This window comes from Xanthomonas sp. SI (assembly GCF_014236855.1).
Classification (GTDB): domain Bacteria; phylum Pseudomonadota; class Gammaproteobacteria; order Xanthomonadales; family Xanthomonadaceae; genus Xanthomonas_A.
The window spans coordinates 578,490-595,577 of sequence record NZ_CP051261.1 but is presented as its reverse complement, the minus strand read 5'-3'; the positions used below and the strand labels follow the sequence as shown (position 1 = coordinate 595,577).

The following is a 17,088-nucleotide window of genomic DNA, read 5'->3' as shown; positions in this document are numbered from 1 at the left end:
AGTCCGCGATGAAACTACGCCACGTCTACAGCGCCCCCGATCTGGCCACCGCCACCCGTGCCCTGCAGGCGGCGCGCGGCGCCGGCATCGACAACGACGACCTGTCGTTGATCGCGCGTAGCGACATCGAACTGGACGCGATCCCCGACGAACGCAAGGACGTCAAGACCGACACCTTGCCCGCGGCCGCACGCGGCGCGCTGGGCGGCGGCGCGGCCGGGCTGCTCGCCGGACTGGTGGCGATCGCGGTGCCGCCGCTGGGCATCACCCTGGCCGGCGCCGGGGTGATGGCCATCGCCGGCGCACTGGTCGGCAGCTGGTCCTCGGCACTGGTCGGCGCCACCGTGCCGGATCCGGTGCGGCGCAACTTCGAGGAGGAAATCGAGGCCGGCCGCATCCTGGTGGTGGTCGAGGGCGAAGCATCGCAACTCGATGCCGCCGATGCCGCACTGCGTGGCGCCGGCACGATCGCGCTGCCCTACGAGTCCGCCGCTGCTGCGCAATGACGCCATCCTGCGCGTTGCAGGCGGCGCCACATTCGCGCCGCTAGGACGCTTGCGTCGGCGCCAGCGCGCGCATGCGCAGCAGCAAACCGCCGGTGTGCACCAACGAATAGGCGATCAGCATCGAGGCGATCGCCAGGGTCAGCGGGCTGGCGTTCTGCAGCGACTGCGCGCTGCCGCCGGAAAACGCACCGCTGGCCCAACGCCATGCCAGGCGTCCGATCAGCAGCACGCTGAGTCCGGCACCGATCCAGGGATTGGGCGTGTAATAGCGCCGGCCTTCGATCACGTCGATGCGGGTGTGATGCAGGGCGAAGGCCCCCAACGCTGCGCCGGCCAGGACCCCCAGCGCCATGCCGAGACGGACCGGCGGCACTACCGTCGCCAGGTAGGTCAGTCCTGCCGCCGCCAGCGACAGCAGCAGCATCCGTGCCACGGTCCGCCGCGGCTGCCATGGCTGGCGGCCGAAATAGCGGCGGATGCGCCGGTAGTACATCCAGCCGATGCCGGCACTGGCCAGGTACGGGGTGAGCAAGGCGATACCGGTGGCGGCCATGGAATCCTGCGGCAGGCAAAGCGAAGTTGCCGGATCGTAATCCATCCGCGGCCCGCCGCGTAGCCGGCGCCAGTGCGGCGAGTGGAATCGACCGCGCCCGCACGCTTCATGCCTCGATCACGCGATGCTGGAATCGCATTAACGGCGCCGTCGCTAACGTCGGAAGCCACACTGCACAGGAGACGACGATGAGCGTTCCGTATCAGATTCCCGGCCGCGCGCCCAACGACGACGATCGCAGCCTGGTGTCGCAATACTGGCGCGAGCGTTTCGCCGAGGAGCCGTACTACAGCGACGGCGAACGCTTCGAGGACTACGAGCCGGCCTACCACGCCGGACACGAGGCACGCATACGCAATTTCAACCTGGCCTACGAACAGGTCGAGGCCGAACTGCACCGCAACTGGGACAGCACCAAGGGCTCGCAGACCCTGAGCTGGAGCAAGGCCCGCCATGCAGTGCGCCGTGCCTGGGAGCGGGCGGGTCAGGATTGATTGGGTGATCGCGGCTGGAAGGGCTGCCGTTGGGGGTGTGTCGGTGGCTTTTCCGAATCGTGTCGCAGTTATCGACGTGGCGCGGGTTCGGTTTGCGTGCGATTTACGATGAGCCTGTGCGTTTCGGTAAGCGTCTCATGCGGACAGTTTTGGTCGCGGCTGAAGCCGCTCCTACACGAGCCGCGCAGCCCACCTTGTAGGAGCGGCTTCAGCCGCGACCGAACGCCCGATTACTGCCGCAATGCAAACCATTTCCCAAGCATATCGGCCACTGCCACAGACCTCGCCACGCCGCTCTGAGCGGCGCAGCAACAGATTATCTATTGGCTCTGCTTCTATTGGCGCTGCTATGGGGTGGCTCAGCTCTCCACCGGCTGCAGCTTCAACAAACGTCCGCCGCTGCCGTCTTCCAGCAGCCACAGCGCGCCGTCCGGGCCCTGCTCCACTTCGCGGATGCGCTTGCCCATGTCGTAGCGCGCCGCTTCGCGCGCGTTTTCGCCGTTGAACTCGATCCGTACCAGCGACTGCGAGGACAGCCCGCCGATGAAGCCGTTGCCGCGCCACTGCGGGAAGGTGCTGCCGCTGTAGATGACGAAACCGGCCGGCGAGATCACCGGCGTCCAGCTGACCTTGGGCGCGGCGAATTCCGGGCGCGTGGAATGGTCGGGGATCGGCCGGCCGTCGTAATGGTCGCCATTGGAGACGATCGGATAGCCGTAGTTGGCGCCGCGCTGGATCAGGTTCAGTTCGTCGCCGCCGGCCGGGCCCATCTCGTGTTCCCACAGCTGGCCGTTGCCGTCGAAGGCCAGGCCGAGCACGTTGCGGTGGCCGAGCGACCACACCTGCGCGGCGACCCCGCCGCGGCGCGCGAACGGGTTGTCGGCCGGCACGCTGCCGTCGTCGTTGAGGCGCACGATCTTGCCCAGGTTGCCGCTCATGTCCTGCGCCGGATCGAACTTCTGCCGCTCGCTGGAACTGATCCACAGCTTGCCGTCCGGCCCGAACGCCAGGCGGTGGCCGTAATGGCCCTCGCCGGACACCTTGGGCTGCTGCCGCCAGATCACCTTCAGCTGCGACAGCGCGCCGCCGCCAGTGTCGTCCAGGGTCAGCTTGGCACGCGCCACCGCGGCGCCGCGGGTATCGCCGCTGCCCGCCTCGGCATAGCTCAGATACACCCAGCCGTTCTGCGCGAAGCCCGGATGCGGCAGCACGTCGCCGAACCCGCCCTGGCCGCCATAGGCGACCGCGGGCACGCCGCTGACCGTGCCGGTGCGGCCGCTGGCCGGGTCGAAGCGCTTGAGCGTGCCGCGCTTCTCGCTGATCAGCGCAGTGCCGTCGGGCAGGAAGCTCATCGCCCACGGTTCGTTGAAGGTGGCCAACGGCGTCGCCGAGAACGGCCAGTCGCCGCGCCGTTCGGCACTGTTGGAGGCCGGCGCCGCATGCGCGGCGGACACGACCAGGCTCATCACCAACGCACAGGCCAAACCCAGAGAAGAACGTTGCATGCCGCGCACCTATCGAATGGGGTCGAAGGCCGAACCTAGCAAAGCAAATGTGGACGGCAAGCATGCAATGGCCAAGCCGTGGCCGCGGTCACGCGCAGCGTTCGCGCGCGTAGACAGCGGCCTGCGCGCGACGCGGCGGTGGGCAAGGTAAACGCGCGCGCAGACGACCATGACGCGGCCGCCTGCGCGCGGCGGTCAGGCCTGCGGCAGCAGCTCGAAGCCGACCGGCTCGCCGCTGGCCGACGACGCGCAGACCCACAGGTCGAACAGCCCCGGCTCGGCCTCGAACCGGCCGTCGCGGCCACTGAAAGCCAGGCAGCGGCGGTCCAGGGTGAACACCACGTCCATGCCCTGCCCCGGCGCCAGCCGCACCTTGCGGAAGCCCTTCAGTTCGCGCACCGGGCGCACCCGGCTGGCGACGCGGTCGTGCACGTACAGCTGCACCACTTCCTCGCCGTCGCGCTCGCCGACGTTGTCGATGCGGGTGGTCACGGTCAGGGTGTCGTCCCAGCCCAGCTGCACGCGATCCAGCTGCGGCGCGCCGTAGGCGAAGCGGGTGTAGCCGATGCCGTGGCCGAACGGATACAGCGGCGCGTTCGGGATCTCGCGCCAGCGCGCCTTGAACTCGCTCATCGTCGGCAGTTCCGGCCGGCCGGTGCGCGCGTGGTTGTAGAAGTACGGCTGCTGGCCCGGGTCGAGCGGGAAGCTGACCGGCAATCGCGCGGAGGGGTTGTAGTCGCCGAACAGCACGTCGGCCACCGCCGGGCCGGTCTGCGTGCCCAGGTACCAGGTCACCGCGATCGCCGCCGCGTCGCGCACCGCGCCCTGCAGCGCCAGCGCGCGGCCGTTGCGCAGCAGCACCACCAGCGGCGTGCCGGTGGCGGCGACCGCTTCGGCCAGCGCCTGCTGCGCCGGCGGCAACACGATCTGCGTGCGCGACTGCGCCTCGCCGCTGTAGCGCTGCGGCTCGCCCAGCGCCAGCACCACCACGTCGGCGGCACGCGCCGCGGCCACCGCCGCGTCGATGCCACCGTCCAGCGGCGCTTCCAGTTCGCAGCCCGGCACCACGTTCAGCGCATCGCCATCGTCCAGCGCGGCGCGCACGCCGGCTTCCAGGGTCACATAGCGGGTCTTGTCGCCGAACAGCGTCCAGCAGCCCTCGATGTTCTCGCGGTCCTGCACGAACGGCCCGATCAGCGCGATGGTCTGTCCGCGCTTGCGCAGCGGCAGCACGTCGCCATCGTTCTTCAACAGCACGATGGAGCGCCGCGCCGCCTCGCGCGACAGCGCGTCGTGCGCGGCGATGTGCGACTGGTCGGCCTCGCGCTGCGGGTCCAGCGAGCGGTACGGATCGTCGAACAGGCCGATGCTTTCCTTCAGCGCCAGCACCCGCCGCACCGCTTCGTCCAGCGCGGCCATCGGCACTTCGCCGTCGGCCACCAGCGACGGCAGATGCGCGGCGTAGAAGCCGCTCTGCATGCTCATGTCCATGCCGGCCAGGAACGCCTTCTTGGTCGCGTCGCGCTCGTCGGCCGCATAGCCGTGCGCGATCAGTTCCATGTCGGCGGTGTAGTCGGAGATCACCACGCCGGGGAACTTCCATTCGCCGCGCAGGATCTCTGTCAGCAGTTCGTGGTTGGCGCTGGCCGGCACGCCGTTGATGTCGTTGAACGAGGTCATCACGCTCAGCGCGCCGGCGCCGAACGCGGCCTGGAACGGCGGCAGGTGCACATCGCGCAGGGTCTGCGGAGCGATGTCCACGCTGTTGTATTCCATGCCTGCGGCGACCGCGCCGTAGGCGGCGAAATGCTTGGGCGTGGCCAGCAGCGCGTCGTGCGCGCGCAGGTCCGGGCCCTGGAAGCCGCGCACGCGCGCGGCGGCGAACGCGCAGCCCAGCACCACGTCCTCGCCGGCGCCCTCGGCGCCGCGGCCCCAGCGCTGGTCGCGGGCGATGTCCACCGCCGGCGCATAGGTCCAGTGGATGCCGGCGGCGGTGGCCTCGATCGCGGTGGCGCGCGCGGTGCGCTCGGCCAGCTCCGGCTCGAAGCTGGCGGCCTCGCCCAGCGGGATCGGGAACACGGTACGCATGCCATGGATCACGTCCGCGGCCAGGATCACCGGAATGCCCAGGCGGCTCTCTTCCAGCGCGGTCTGCTGGATCCGCCGCCCCAGTTCGGCGCCCACGCCGTTGAACAGCGAGCCGACCAGGCCCGCGCGCACCTGCTGCAGCACCTCGTCGGCATTGCTGACGTTCGCTTCCGGATTCACGTCCGGCGCGAACGGGCGCACCATGTCGGCGAAGACGCCGAGCTGGCCGACCTTCTCTTCGACGGTCATGCGGGCGATGAGCGATTCGATACGATCCGAAGCCATGGGGTCCTTTGAGAAAACGTTTACATAGCCGTCAATTCTAGCTCTCCGGCCAGACGAAAGAGCAAATCCCGGCGCCGGATCCGCCTATTCAGGGAACTGTCTACGGTTGCCCCGCCGCCGGCAGCCAACGCCGCCATACGCCCCCGCATCCCGCTGCTGAACCGTTTTGCGGCGCGCGCGTCGCATCCGCACTGGCTTGCGCAGGCGCCTCGCGCCCGGCGGGCGCGGCTGCGATCGTAGCGGCTCAGCCCCCTCGGCCCATGCCGGATTGCGTCTCAACCGCCTTGCGACGCGCTGGCCGCGCAGCCCGGGCGGCAATGAGAGGCGACCGGCACCGCGCCGGCCACTGCTCACGAGCTGAAGTAGGCCTCAGCGATAGCGCTGTGCAGGTAGCCCAGGTGGGTCTGGATCTCGTCCATGAACTCGGCCGGATTGTGCCGCGCCAGGTAAGACGGGTCGGCATTGCGCACCAGCCCGTTGATCCGCATCAGCGCCCGCTCCACGTTCGGTCGCGGCGGCATGGTCGGCAGGATGTGCTGGGCGCGAGTCAGGCAGAAATGCACGCTGCGCGGGAAATCGTTGTTCTGCAGCAGGAAGCGCAGCGCATGCTCGCCGGTGACGCGCTGGCGCACGTGGCGCCGGTACATCTGGTAGGCGGCCAGCGAGCGCAGCACGCTCATCCACTGCATGTTCTGGTAGGCCTCCAGATCGTCGGCCTTGCGCGGGGTGATCAGGCCCGAGGCGCCGGCATCGATGATGCGCGTGGTCATGTCGGCCTGTTCGATCGCCGTGCCCAGGCGCAGGAACTGGAAGCCGATGTCGCGGCTGACGTTGGCGGTGAGCAGGCCGGACACTTTCAGGCAGGCGTCGGTGACGTGGCCGAGGAATTCCATCCGGTAGCGGCGACCGACGCTGCGCTCGCCGTTGGCGTCGATGTACAGGTGCAGGTCGTTGACCGCCTCCCATACTTCCTGCGGCAGCGTGTCGCGGATGCCGCGCAGCAGTTCGCGCGCCTGCCGCGCCGAACTGCGCAGCGAGGACGGATTGCGCTCGTCCAGCAGCAGGAAGCGCACCACGTCGGCATCGCCGACATCGTCGCCGGCGTTCGGGAACCAGACGTTGAAGATCTCGCCGGCGCCGACCGTGTCGATCATCGGCCGCCAGGCGAAACGCACCGAGCGCGGCAGGTCCAGCTGCAGCAGGCTGCCCACGCCGACCAGCCGCGCGGTGGTCTCGGCGCGGCGCACGTAGCGGCTGAACCAGTAGAGGTTGTCGGCGACCCGCGACAGCATCAGTCCGTCTCCTCGTCCAGGTCCACCACCCAGGTGTCCTTGGCGCCGCCGCCCTGCGAGGAATTGACCACCAGCGAGCCCTCTTCCATCGCCACCCGGGTCAGCCCGCCGGTGGTGACGTAGACGTCCTCGCGCGACAGGATGAACGGGCGCAGGTCCAGATGCCGCGCCGACGGGCCGACCTCGGTCACGATCGGCGCGGTGGACAGGCCCAGCGTCGGCTGCGCCATGTAGTTGCGCGGATCGGCCTGGATCAGCTTGCGGAACTCGTCGCGCTGGCGCTTGGTCGAGCGTGGCCCGATCAGCATGCCGTAGCCGCCGGATTCGTTGGCCGGCTTCACCACCAGTTCGTCGAGGTGCTCGAGCACGTACTTGCGGTCCTTGTCGTCGTGGCACAGGTAACTGGGCACGTTGGGCAGGATCGGCTCTTCGTCCAGGTAGTAGCGGATCATCTTCGGCACGTAGGCGAACACCACCTTGTCGTCGGCCACGCCGGCGCCGGGCGCGTTGGCCAGCGCCACCTTGCCGGCGCGCCAGCTGCGGATCAGCCCGGGCACGCCGAGTACCGAATCGGGGTGGAACACTTCCGGATCGATGAACAGGTCGTCGACCCGGCGATAGATCACATCGACCCGGCGCGGCCCGTAGATGGTGCGCATATAGGTGCAGTCGTCGTCGGCGACGAACAGGTCGTCGCCCTCGACCAGCTCGATGCCCATCGCCTGCGCCAGGTAGGCGTGCTCGAAATACGCGCTGTTGAAGATGCCCGGGGTCAGCAGCGCGATCACCGGTTGGTCGCCTGGGCGTGGCGACAGCGCGGCCAGGGTGTCGTACAGCTGCGCCGGATATTCGTCCACCGGCAGGATCGCGCTGGTCTCGAACAGTTCGGGAAACACGCGCTTGGCGACCATGCGGTTTTCCAGCATGTACGACACGCCGCTGGGAATGCGCAGGTTGTCTTCCAGCGCGTACAGCGTGCCGTCGGCGTCGCGCACCAGGTCCGAACCGCAGATATGCGCCCACACGCCCAGCGCCGGGGTGATGCCCACGCACTGCGGACGGAAGTTCACCGAATGCTCCAGCAGCATCGCCGGGAACACCTTGTCCTTGACGATGCGCTGCGCGCCGTAGACATCGCCGATGAACAGGTTGAGCGCACGCATGCGCTGCTTCAGCCCGGCCTCGGTGCGTTGCCACTCGCGCAGCGGGATCACCCGCGGGATCAGGTCGAACGGCAGCGTGCGATCGACGTTGCGGCCATCGGAATAGACGGTGAAGGTGATGCCCATGACCCGTGCGGCGACATCGGCGGCGAGCTGGCGCTCGGACAATTCGCGGCCGGACAGGCTGGACAGGTATTCGATGACCCGGCGGGCGGCGGGACGCGGCTGACCATCTGCCTGGATCAGCTCGTCGTAGGTGGCCGTGCGGTACTTGCTCCAGTCCATCGTGCCCCGTCGGTGTACGCCACCGGGCGCGAGCGGCCGAGTGTTGCGTTGCACAGCAACATGCCCGGAACCGGAATGAGCGTCAAGCGCCCGCGGCGATGCCGCGCCGGCGCGCGCTCAGCCGGCGTCGCGGCTGCGTTCGATGATCACGCCCACCGCCTGCGCGCCGCGCACCGCCCCCGGCTTGCTCAACTTCAGCCGCAGCCAGCGCACCTCGAACTCTTCCAGCACTGCGGCCGCGCAGCGCTCGGCCAGCGTCTCCACCAGGCCGTAGTCGGACTGCTCGACCAGCTCCACCAGGCGCTTGCTGACCGCCTTGTAGTTGAGCGTATCGGCGATGTCGTCGCTGGCCGCCGGCACCCGGTTGTCGAAGCCCATCTCCAGATCGAAGCGCAAGGTCTGCCGGATCCGCCGCTCCCAATCGTAGATGCCGATCAGCGCGTCGATTTCTAGACCTTCGATGAAAACTTTATCCATGGGGGGCTGGGAATGGGGAGTCGAGAATGGGGAATGGTAAGAGCAAACGCAAAAGCAGAGGCAAAGGCAAAAACCGCACGGAGCCCGCTTTTACGATTCCCGATTCCCCATTCCCGATTCCCCCGCTGCCGCCGCCAACGGCGGCAGCGCCGCCATGTCCCAGCGCGGCGTCACCCGCACCGCCGCGTCGCTGGATTGGCCGGCCTGCAGGCGCAGCGCGCCGGCGAAGGCGATCATCGCGCCGTTGTCGGTGCATAGCGCCGGGCGCGGGAAACAGGCGCGGCCGCCGCGCGCCTGCGCCATCGCCTGCAGTTTGGCGCGCAGGCGCAGATTGGCGCCGACGCCGCCGGCGACCACGATGGTGTCGCTGCCCGCCGCCTGCAGCGCGCGCTCGCACTTGATCGCCAGGGTGTCCACCACCGCATCCTCGAAGCCGCGGGCGATGTCGGCGCGGGTGCTCTCGCTCTGGTCGCTGCCGCGCCAGGCCAGCAGCACCTGGGTCTTGAGTCCGGAGAAACTGAAATCCAGCCCGGGCCGGTCGGTCATCGGCCGCGCGAAGCGGTACCGGCCCGGCGTGCCCTGCGCGGCCAGCGCGGCCAGCTGCGGGCCGCCCGGATACGGCAGGCCCATCATCTTGGCGGTCTTGTCGAAGGCCTCGCCGGCGGCGTCGTCCAGGGTCTCGCCGAGCAGCCGGTACTGGCCGATCGCCTCCACCGCGATCAGCTGGGTATGTCCGCCGGACACCAGCAGCGCCACGAACGGCGGCGCCGGCACGCCGTGCACCGGGTCGGGGTCCTCCATCAGCGGCGCCAGCAGGTGGCCTTCCATATGGTGGACGCCGATCGCCGGCACCTCCAGCGCCCAGGCCAGCGCGCGGGCGACGCCGGCGCCGACCAGCAGGGCGCCGACCAGGCCCGGGCCGGCGGTATAGGCGACCCCGTCGATGTCGCGCACCTGCAGCCCGGCCTCGGCCAGGGTCTGGCGGATCAGCGGCAGCAGCTTGCGCACGTGGTCGCGGCTGGCCAGTTCCGGCACCACGCCGCCGTATTCGGCGTGCAGCGCGATCTGGCTGTACAGCCCGTGCGCACGCAGCGCGGCCGCGCCGGACAGGGCGGTGTCGTAGACGGCGACGCCGGTTTCGTCGCAGCTGGATTCGATGCCGAGGACTCTCATGGCTGCCATTGTGGGGCCGAATCGGCGGCAGGCAAACGTCCCGCTTGCAGCCAGGAAATCAGTCGCTATAATGTGCGGCTCGCCGGGCGTGACCCGGTCACCATTGTGTCCCCGGAGATTCCATGCCCAGCGTCAAAGTCCGCGAGAACGAGCCCTTCGAGTTTGCGCTCCGTCGCTTCAAGCGCACCTGCGAAAAGGCCGGCGTGCTGGCCGAAACCCGCAAGCGCGAGTTCTACGAAAAGCCGACCCAGGAACGCAAGCGCAAGGCCGCAGCCGCGGTGAAGCGCCAGCTGCGCCGTACGTCTCGCGACGTCACCAAGCGCCAGCGTCTGTACTGAGGATCGCGGTTTGCGGTAGCGGGTTGTGCCGGTTTCGGCATCCGCTACGGTAAGCCCACGAAGCCGGCACGCGCAAGCGTCGCCGGCTTTTTGTGTGGCCTTGGATTAAGGTCCAGATCTGCGGCCACTGCCCCGTGGCGCCCCGCCGAGGCCCAACCCGCCGGTCTGCCCCGCACCGGGACCGATTCCCGCGCCCCCCTTGCGCTTGCCCCGCACCCGCCCTGGCCCAGCCGGGACTGGCACGGCACAGCGCCTAGAATGCCCATCCCCTTCTTCCCTTTCCCCTGGAGCCCCTCATGACCCTCAAGCAGCAGCTCATCGACGACATGAAGGCCGCGATGAAGGCCCGCGACACGCACAGCCTGGGCGTGATCCGGCTGATCAACGCCGCGATCAAGCAGAAGGAAGTGGACGAGCGCAAGGACGTGGACGACGCCGCGGTGCTGGCGCTGATGGACAAGATGGTCAAGCAGCGCAAGGACTCGGTGAGCCAGTACGCCGCGGCCGGGCGCGAGGACCTGGCGTCGATCGAGCGCGAGGAGATCGTGGTGATCGAGCGCTACCTGCCGGCCAAGCTCGGCGAGGCGGAGATCGTCGCCGCGATCCAGGCCGCGATCGCGCAGACCGGCGCCAGCAGCGCGGCCGACATGGGCAAGCTGATGGCCGTGCTGAAGCCGGCGCTGGCCGGCAAGGCCGACATGGGCCTGGTCTCGGTGCTGGTCAAGCAGCAGCTGGCCGGCTGATCCGGCGGCGGGTTTCACCCGCCTTTCGGCCGCAGGCTGCTACAACGCCGGCGAGCCTGCGACACCTTCAGCGCACACGCGGGCCCGGCATCGCACGATGCCGCGCCCGTCGCAAGGCTGCTCCCCGCTCCCATGTCCCTGTCGCTGTCGCCCGCCCGCCTGCAAAAACACCTGGAACGCCTGCAGCAGAGCCTGCCGGCGGCATTGCTGCGGCGTTTCGTCGAGATCGACGTGATGACCCAGGCCGCCTCGCTGTCGTTCTACGCGCTGCTGTCGCTGGCGCCGCTGCTGGTGCTGCTGCTGTGGCTGACCGCCTCGCTGTACCCGCAGGCGCAGCAGGCCTTCATCGAGCAGATCGGGCAACTGGCCGGGCACGGCGCGCGCGAAGTGGCGCAGACCATCATCGACAACGCCAAGAACCAGCCCAGCATCGGTTCGCTGGCCGGGCTGTGGAGCACGCTGCTGCTGTTCGTCGGCGCCACCGCGGTGTTCGCGCAACTGCAGAACGCGCTGAACCTGATCTTCCGCACCGACAAGCAGCGCCTGGAAGGACTGTTGGCGTGGCTGAAGAAGCGCGTGTTCTCCTTTGGCGTGGTGCTGGGGCTGGGCTTTCTGCTGCTGATCTCGATGATCCTGACCACCGTGGTGCAGGTGCTGTTCGCGCGCATGCCCTCGCTGCTGCCGGCGGTGGGCTATGCCTCCACGCTGGCGATCTACATCCTGGCCTTCGCCGTGCTCTACCACTACCTGCCGGACCGGCGCGTGGAATGGCGCCAGGCGTTCATCGGCGGCGCCATCACCGCCTGCCTGTTCGTGGCCGGCCGCTATGCGATCGGCGTGTACATCGCCACCGCCGCGCCGGGCAGCGCCTACGGCTCGATGGGCGCGCTGGTGATCCTGCTGGTGTGGATCTACTACGCCACCGTGGTGTTCTTCGTCGGCGCGCTGATCACCGCGGTGATCGACGAGCGCCTGCGCTCGCGGCGCAAGCTCGCCGCGGCCGGGATCGACGCCAGCGCGATCACCGCGATTCCGCCGCAGCTGTAGCACCGCAACGCCGGGGTTTGCGGCCCGATCCGTGGCCGCGGCGCGGACGCATGGCATCCTATCGCCCATGGCCCGCATCCCCGACGCGTTCATCGACGACCTGCTCGCCCGCACCGACATCGTCGAGGTGGTCGGCACGCGCGTGCCGCTTAAGCGCCAGGGCAAGGAGTACGCGGCGCGCTGCCCGTTCCACGACGAGCGCTCGGCCTCGTTCACGGTGTCGCCGACCAAGCAGTTCTACCACTGCTTCGGCTGCGGCGCGCACGGTACCGCGATCAGCTTCCTGATGAACTACGACCGCCTCGAGTTCCTCGACGCGGTCGACGAACTGGCCAAGCGCGCCGGCATGGAAGTGCCGCGCGATGCGCAACAACGCGGCGCCGCGCAGGCCGCCGGCGACGACCATCGCGACCTGTACTCGGCGCTGGACGCGGCGACCAAGTTCTTCCAGCGCCAGCTCGACACCAGCGACAAGGCGCGCAGCTACCTCGACGGCCGCGGCGTGGACGCCGACAACCGCGCGCGCTTCCAAATCGGCTACGCGCCGGACGGCTTCAGCGCGCTGAAGGACGCACTGGGTACCGACGAGCGCCGCCACAAGCTGCTCGAGCGCGCCGGGCTGTTCTCCAAGAACGAGCGCGGCCACGTCTACGACAAGTTCCGCGACCGGGTCATGTTCCCGATCTTCGACCGCCGCGGCCGGGTCATCGCCTTCGGCGGCCGGGTCATGGACAAGGACGACGGCCCCAAGTACCTGAACTCGCCGGAGACCGCGCTGTTCCACAAGGGCCGCGAGCTGTACGGCCTGTGGCAGGTGCGCCAGGCCAACCAGAAGATCGAACGGCTGATCGTGGTCGAGGGCTACATGGACGTGGTCTCGCTGTTCCAGTTCGGCGTCACCCAGGCGGTGGCGACGCTGGGCACCGCGACCACCTCCGACCACGCCGAGCTGCTGTTCCGCAACGCGCCGGACGTGTTCTTCTGCTTCGACGGCGACGCCGCCGGCCGCCGCGCCGGCTGGAAGGCGCTGGAATCGGTGCTGCCGCGGATGAAGGACGGGCGCCAGGCGTTCTTCCTGTTCCTGCCCGACGGCGAGGACCCGGACAGCATCGTGCGCAAGGAAGGCGCCGACGGCTTCGCCGCGCGCCTGCAGCAGGCCACGCCGCTGTCGCAGTTCTTCTTCGACGAACTCTCGCGCGAGGTCAACCTGGCCACGCTCGACGGCAAGGCGCGGCTGGCCGAGCGCGCGCGGCCGATGCTGGCGCAGATTCCCGATGGCGCCTTCGGCGACCTGATGCGCCAGCGCCTGGCCGAGATCACCGGCATCGGCGGCCCGGCGCCCGCCGCCGCGCAGCTGGCCAAGCCGCCGCCGCGCGCGGCGCTACGGCCGACGCAAAAGCGCAGCCTGGTGCGCGAGGCGATCGTACGCCTGCTGCACACGCCGGCGCTGGCGCTGGACCTGCCCCCGCCCTACCCGTTCGCCGGCCTGCGCCTGCCCGGCATCGAACTGATGATCGAACTGCTGGAGATCGTGCACACGCGCCCGGACATCTCCACCGGCGCCCTGCTCGAGCATTTCCACGAACGCGAGGAACTGCCCGCGCTGCAGAAACTGGCGGTGCAGGAGATTCCCGGCGAAACCGCCAGCTGGCGCCAGGAACTGCACGACGTGGTGGTGCAGCTGGAACGGCAGACCCTGCAGCAACGGCTGGAGGAACTGCAGGCCAAGCAGCGCGCGCAAGGCCTGGACGAGACCGACAAGTACGAACTGCGCGAACTGCTGCGGCTGCGGCCCGGTGCGCGCTGACCTGATGCGTCTGCCTGCGGCTACGATGCGCGGAGTGCGGATGCAGTTTGCGCGCGTGGTCGACCGGCACCGGGCGCGGCGCATGCGATCCGCAGCGCGCTCGCGCTCGCACGTGGCCCTCGCCGCCGACCGTGGTCTACGATGGTCCACAGACGGCGCAACCGCGTCCTGCGTTGTCGCCGAGATCCCGCGCCATCCGCACCACGGCGCAGTTGCGCACGCAGCATCGCGATCGCGCTTCCCGTGCCGCCCCTGCCGACGGCCCCCTTCGCCGAGATTCCACCGCCGATGAGCCTGCTGAAAAAACTCCGCATCGAACCCTTCACACTGGCCCTGCTCGGCACCGTGCTGCTGGCCTCGCTGCTGCCGGTGCGCGGACAGGCCGCGGCGATCATGGACGACGTCACCGACATCGCCATCGCCGCGTTGTTCTTCCTGCACGGCGCACGCCTGTCGCGCGAGGCGATCGTCGCCGGTGCGCTGCACTGGCGCCTGCACCTGACCATCCTCGCCGCCACCTTCGTGCTGTTCCCGCTGCTGGGGCTGCTGCTCAAGCCGCTGTCGCACTGGCTGCTGACCCCGGAGCTGTACATCGGCGTGCTGTTCCTGTGCGCGCTGCCGTCCACCGTGCAGTCGTCGATCGCGTTCACCTCGATGGCCGGCGGCAACGTGCCGGCGGCGGTGTGCAGCGCGTCGCTGTCGAGCCTGCTCGGGGTGTTCCTGACCCCGCTGCTGATGGGCCTGCTGGCCGGCGCGCAGAGCGCGATGGCCAACCCGCTGGAGGCGATGGGCAAGATCATGCTGCAGTTGCTGGTGCCGTTCGTGGCCGGCCACCTGCTGCGGCCCTGGATCGGCGCCTGGGTCGAACGGCGCCGCGCGGTGCTGCGCTACACCGACCAGGGCGTGATCCTGCTGGTGGTCTACACCGCCTTCAGCGCCGCGGTGATCGAGGGCCTGTGGCGCAAGACGCCGTTACCGGCGCTGCTCGGCGTGGCGCTGGTCGCCGCGCTGCTGCTGGCGCTGGCGATGGGGCTGATCACCTTCGCCACGCGACGGGTGGGCTTCGGCCGCCACGACGAGATCCCGATCGTGTTCTGTGGTTCGAAGAAGAGCCTGGCCACCGGCGTGCCGATGGCCAAGGTGCTGTTCGCCAGCGGCAGCCTGGGCGCGATCGTGCTGCCGGTGATGATCTATCACCAGATCCAGCTGATCGTCTGCGCCTTCGTCGCGCAGCGTTATGCCCGCGAGACGAAGACGGCGGCACAGGACTAGCGACCGCGCGGCAGCGATGGATCGCCGCCGTCTTCCCGAGAAGGCGCGGCCGCCGCCTGCGTGCGCAACACGCCGATCTACGCGATCCACTGTGGCGAAAGCGGAACGCTGCGCGGTAGCTGCCCCCCCGCCACACGCGCCATCGTCCGTGCCGTGCCGCAAACGCGCACCGGCCGCCACCGCTGAATCGCGGCATATGCAAATGCGCAACCGACATGTCCGCCCGGTACCCCCGGCACGATCGGCTAGGTAGAGTGCACGGTTGGCGCCATGGCCTGCACGGCATCCGCCGTTGCCGCCCTCCCCTCTTCGCCCGGTGACCGACGTATGCGCCGTACGCTCCGCCTTTCCGTGATGACGTCCGCCAGCCTTGCCGCAGTGCTGGCGCTGGGCGGCTGCGACAAGCCGCCCGCTCCCGCCAAGCCGCAGGTCGCCGCGCCGGCCAAGGCGCCCGACAGCGCCGGCATCGCCTGGCGCGAGGGCGATGTCGACGACGCCTTCGCCGAAGCGCGCGAACAGAACAAGCCGGTGCTGCTGTACTGGGGCGCGGCCTGGTGCCCGCCGTGCAACCGGCTCAAGGCCACGCTGTTCAAGGACCCGGCCTTCATCGCCCGCACCCGCGCCTTCGTCGCGGTGCATCTGGACGGCGATTCGGAAGGCGCGCAGGCCTGGGGCGAACGCTTCGGCATCAAGGGCTATCCGACCATCATCGTGCTGCGCCCGGATCGCAGCGAGGTCACCCGCCTGGCCGGCGACAGCGACACCGGGCGTCTGGCCGAGGCCTTGCGCGTGGCCGCGACCCGCACCACCACGTCGGCACAGCTGCTGCAGAAGGCGTTGCAGGCGCCGACCACGCTCAGCGCCGACGATTGGACCCTGCTCGGCGAATACGGCTGGGCGGTGGATGCCAGCCAACTGGTCAAGCCGGAGCAGGCCGCCGGCGTGCTCGCGCAACTGGCCGCCGCCGCGCCGCAGCCGGCGCTGCAGCGCCGCTTCGCGCTGCTGGCGCTGGCCGCGCGGGATCCGGACAAGGCCGGCACCACCGACGCCAAGCGCCGTGCCGCCGATCGCAGCCTGCTGCAGGCGGTGCTGGCCGATCCGGCCGAGGTGCGCGCCAACCGCAGCACCCTGACCTATTCGGCGCGCGAGCTGGTGCAGGCCGCGGCCGCCGATGCCGGCGAACGGGCCACGCTGTCCAACGCGCTGACCGGCGCGCTGGACAAGGTCTATGCCGACAGCAGCCTGCCGATCAGCGACCGCCTGGATACCGCGTACGCCGACATCCAGCTGGCGCGGCTGGCGCAGGGCCAGCCGGCCGACGCCGGCGACGCGCCGCATCCGCCGCTGCCGGCCGCGGTGGTCGCCAAGGTGCAACAGCGCGTGCAGTGGGCCGAACAGGCGGCCAAGACCGACTACGAACGCCAGTCCACGATCAGCAATGCCGCCGGCCTGCTCGACGACGCCGGCGACAGCGCCGGCGCCGAACAGCTGCTGCTGGCAGAGCTGGGGCGCAGCAAGACGCCGTACTACTACATGCCGGAACTGGCCGGCCTGGCCGAGGCGCGCGGCGACAAGCAGACCGCGCTGTACTGGCTGAAGAAGGCCTACGAGAGCGCCGAAGGCCCCGCCACCCGGGTGCAGTGGGGCGTGCTCTATGTCGATGGCCTGATCCGGCTGCAGCCGGACAACGCGGCTGCGATCGAGGCCGCCGCCGGCCAGGTCATCGGCGAACTGGCCGGGCAGCCCGGCGGCTACCACCAGCGCACCAGGCAGCGCTTCGACACCCTGGCCAAGACCTTGCAGGGCTGGAGCAAGGGCCATGGCGGCAGCGCCGTGCTCGCACGCCTGCAGCACAAGATGCAGCAAAGCTGCGGCAGCCAGGACCGCGACAGCTGCCAGCACTGGCTGAGCTGAGCGCCCTGGTCATCGCGGCACGCGTCCGTGCTGGCGCACGCGCCTGCCAGGGAGCGCGCGCCGCGCCGGAAGCCATCGAACGAAGGATCGTAGCCGCTCCGGCCCCACCGGCTGCGGCGCCAGCGCCAGCGCGCCGTGGTGGATCG

General features: G+C 69.7%; 15 protein-coding genes. 8 read left to right on the top strand and 7 right to left on the bottom strand.

Annotation, left to right across the window (positions count from 1 at the left end; all coding sequences use genetic code 11):
* Positions 1–8 precede the first annotated feature (8 nt).
* Positions 9–506: a hypothetical protein gene (locus HEP75_RS02665; protein ID WP_185815068.1), complete on the top strand. Its 498-nt coding sequence runs from the start codon at positions 9–11 to the stop codon at positions 504–506.
* A gap of 40 nt (positions 507–546) precedes the next feature.
* Here the strand turns inward: HEP75_RS02665 and HEP75_RS02660 are convergent, their stop codons facing one another.
* A complete protein-coding gene (locus tag HEP75_RS02660; protein ID WP_185825336.1) occupies positions 547–1,059 on the bottom strand; it encodes a hypothetical protein in 513 nt (170 codons plus the stop codon).
* A gap of 188 nt (positions 1,060–1,247) precedes the next feature.
* Here HEP75_RS02660 and HEP75_RS02655 point away from each other — a divergent pair, with 188 nt between their 5' ends.
* Positions 1,248–1,553: a hypothetical protein gene (locus HEP75_RS02655; RefSeq protein WP_185822016.1), complete on the top strand. Its 306-nt coding sequence runs from the start codon at positions 1,248–1,250 to the stop codon at positions 1,551–1,553.
* Between the two features lie 359 nt (positions 1,554–1,912).
* On the opposite strand, the gene HEP75_RS02650 is transcribed toward HEP75_RS02655, so the two are convergent.
* The 6 genes from HEP75_RS02650 to tsaD all read right to left on the bottom strand — a co-directional run bounded on the left by HEP75_RS02650 (position 1,913) and on the right by tsaD (position 9,821).
* On the bottom strand, positions 1,913–3,058 hold the full coding sequence (locus tag HEP75_RS02650; RefSeq protein WP_185825335.1) for a PQQ-dependent sugar dehydrogenase: 1,146 nt from the start codon (positions 3,056–3,058) through the stop codon (positions 1,913–1,915).
* 195 nt (positions 3,059–3,253) lie between these two features.
* Positions 3,254–5,431 carry a glycoside hydrolase family 3 N-terminal domain-containing protein gene (locus tag HEP75_RS02645; RefSeq protein ID WP_185825334.1) on the bottom strand — a complete coding sequence of 726 codons (2,178 nt, stop codon included), beginning with the start codon at positions 5,429–5,431 and terminating at the stop codon, positions 3,254–3,256.
* A gap of 350 nt (positions 5,432–5,781) precedes the next feature.
* Complete coding sequence (locus HEP75_RS02640) at positions 5,782–6,723, bottom strand: alpha-E domain-containing protein (protein ID WP_185815063.1); 942 nt, start codon at positions 6,721–6,723, stop codon at positions 5,782–5,784.
* Positions 6,723–8,171, bottom strand: coding sequence for a circularly permuted type 2 ATP-grasp protein (locus tag HEP75_RS02635; RefSeq protein ID WP_185815062.1), 1,449 nt, complete (start codon positions 8,169–8,171; stop codon positions 6,723–6,725). Before HEP75_RS02635 ends, HEP75_RS02640 begins: the two co-directional genes overlap by 1 nt.
* A 117-nt stretch (positions 8,172–8,288) precedes the next feature.
* Entirely contained in the window at positions 8,289–8,648 is a 360-nt protein-coding gene (gene folB, locus HEP75_RS02630) for a dihydroneopterin aldolase (protein ID WP_185825333.1), read from the bottom strand.
* A 90-nt stretch (positions 8,649–8,738) separates the two neighbouring features.
* A complete protein-coding gene (gene tsaD, locus HEP75_RS02625) occupies positions 8,739–9,821 on the bottom strand; it encodes a tRNA (adenosine(37)-N6)-threonylcarbamoyltransferase complex transferase subunit TsaD (protein WP_185825332.1) in 1,083 nt (360 codons plus the stop codon).
* 122 nt (positions 9,822–9,943) lie between these two features.
* Here tsaD and rpsU point away from each other — a divergent pair, with 122 nt between their 5' ends.
* The 6 genes from rpsU (at position 9,944) to HEP75_RS02595 (ending at position 16,942) form a co-directional block, all read left to right on the top strand.
* On the top strand, positions 9,944–10,159 hold the full coding sequence (rpsU, locus tag HEP75_RS02620) for a 30S ribosomal protein S21 (RefSeq protein WP_003465342.1): 216 nt from the start codon (positions 9,944–9,946) through the stop codon (positions 10,157–10,159).
* A gap of 296 nt (positions 10,160–10,455) precedes the next feature.
* Positions 10,456–10,902: a GatB/YqeY domain-containing protein gene (locus HEP75_RS02615; protein WP_185825331.1), complete on the top strand. Its 447-nt coding sequence runs from the start codon at positions 10,456–10,458 to the stop codon at positions 10,900–10,902.
* A gap of 132 nt (positions 10,903–11,034) precedes the next feature.
* Positions 11,035–11,949: a YihY/virulence factor BrkB family protein gene (locus HEP75_RS02610; RefSeq protein WP_185822010.1), complete on the top strand. Its 915-nt coding sequence runs from the start codon at positions 11,035–11,037 to the stop codon at positions 11,947–11,949.
* 67 nt (positions 11,950–12,016) lie between these two features.
* Positions 12,017–13,756 (top strand): DNA primase, encoded by a 1,740-nt coding sequence (dnaG, locus tag HEP75_RS02605; RefSeq protein WP_185825330.1) that lies wholly within the window; start codon positions 12,017–12,019, stop codon positions 13,754–13,756.
* Positions 13,757–14,044: 288 nt separating this feature from the next.
* Positions 14,045–15,028 (top strand): bile acid:sodium symporter family protein, encoded by a 984-nt coding sequence (locus HEP75_RS02600; protein ID WP_185825329.1) that lies wholly within the window; start codon positions 14,045–14,047, stop codon positions 15,026–15,028.
* A 327-nt stretch (positions 15,029–15,355) separates the two neighbouring features.
* Positions 15,356–16,942: a thioredoxin family protein gene (locus HEP75_RS02595; RefSeq protein WP_185825328.1), complete on the top strand. Its 1,587-nt coding sequence runs from the start codon at positions 15,356–15,358 to the stop codon at positions 16,940–16,942.
* The last annotated feature ends 146 nt before the right edge of the window (positions 16,943–17,088 follow it).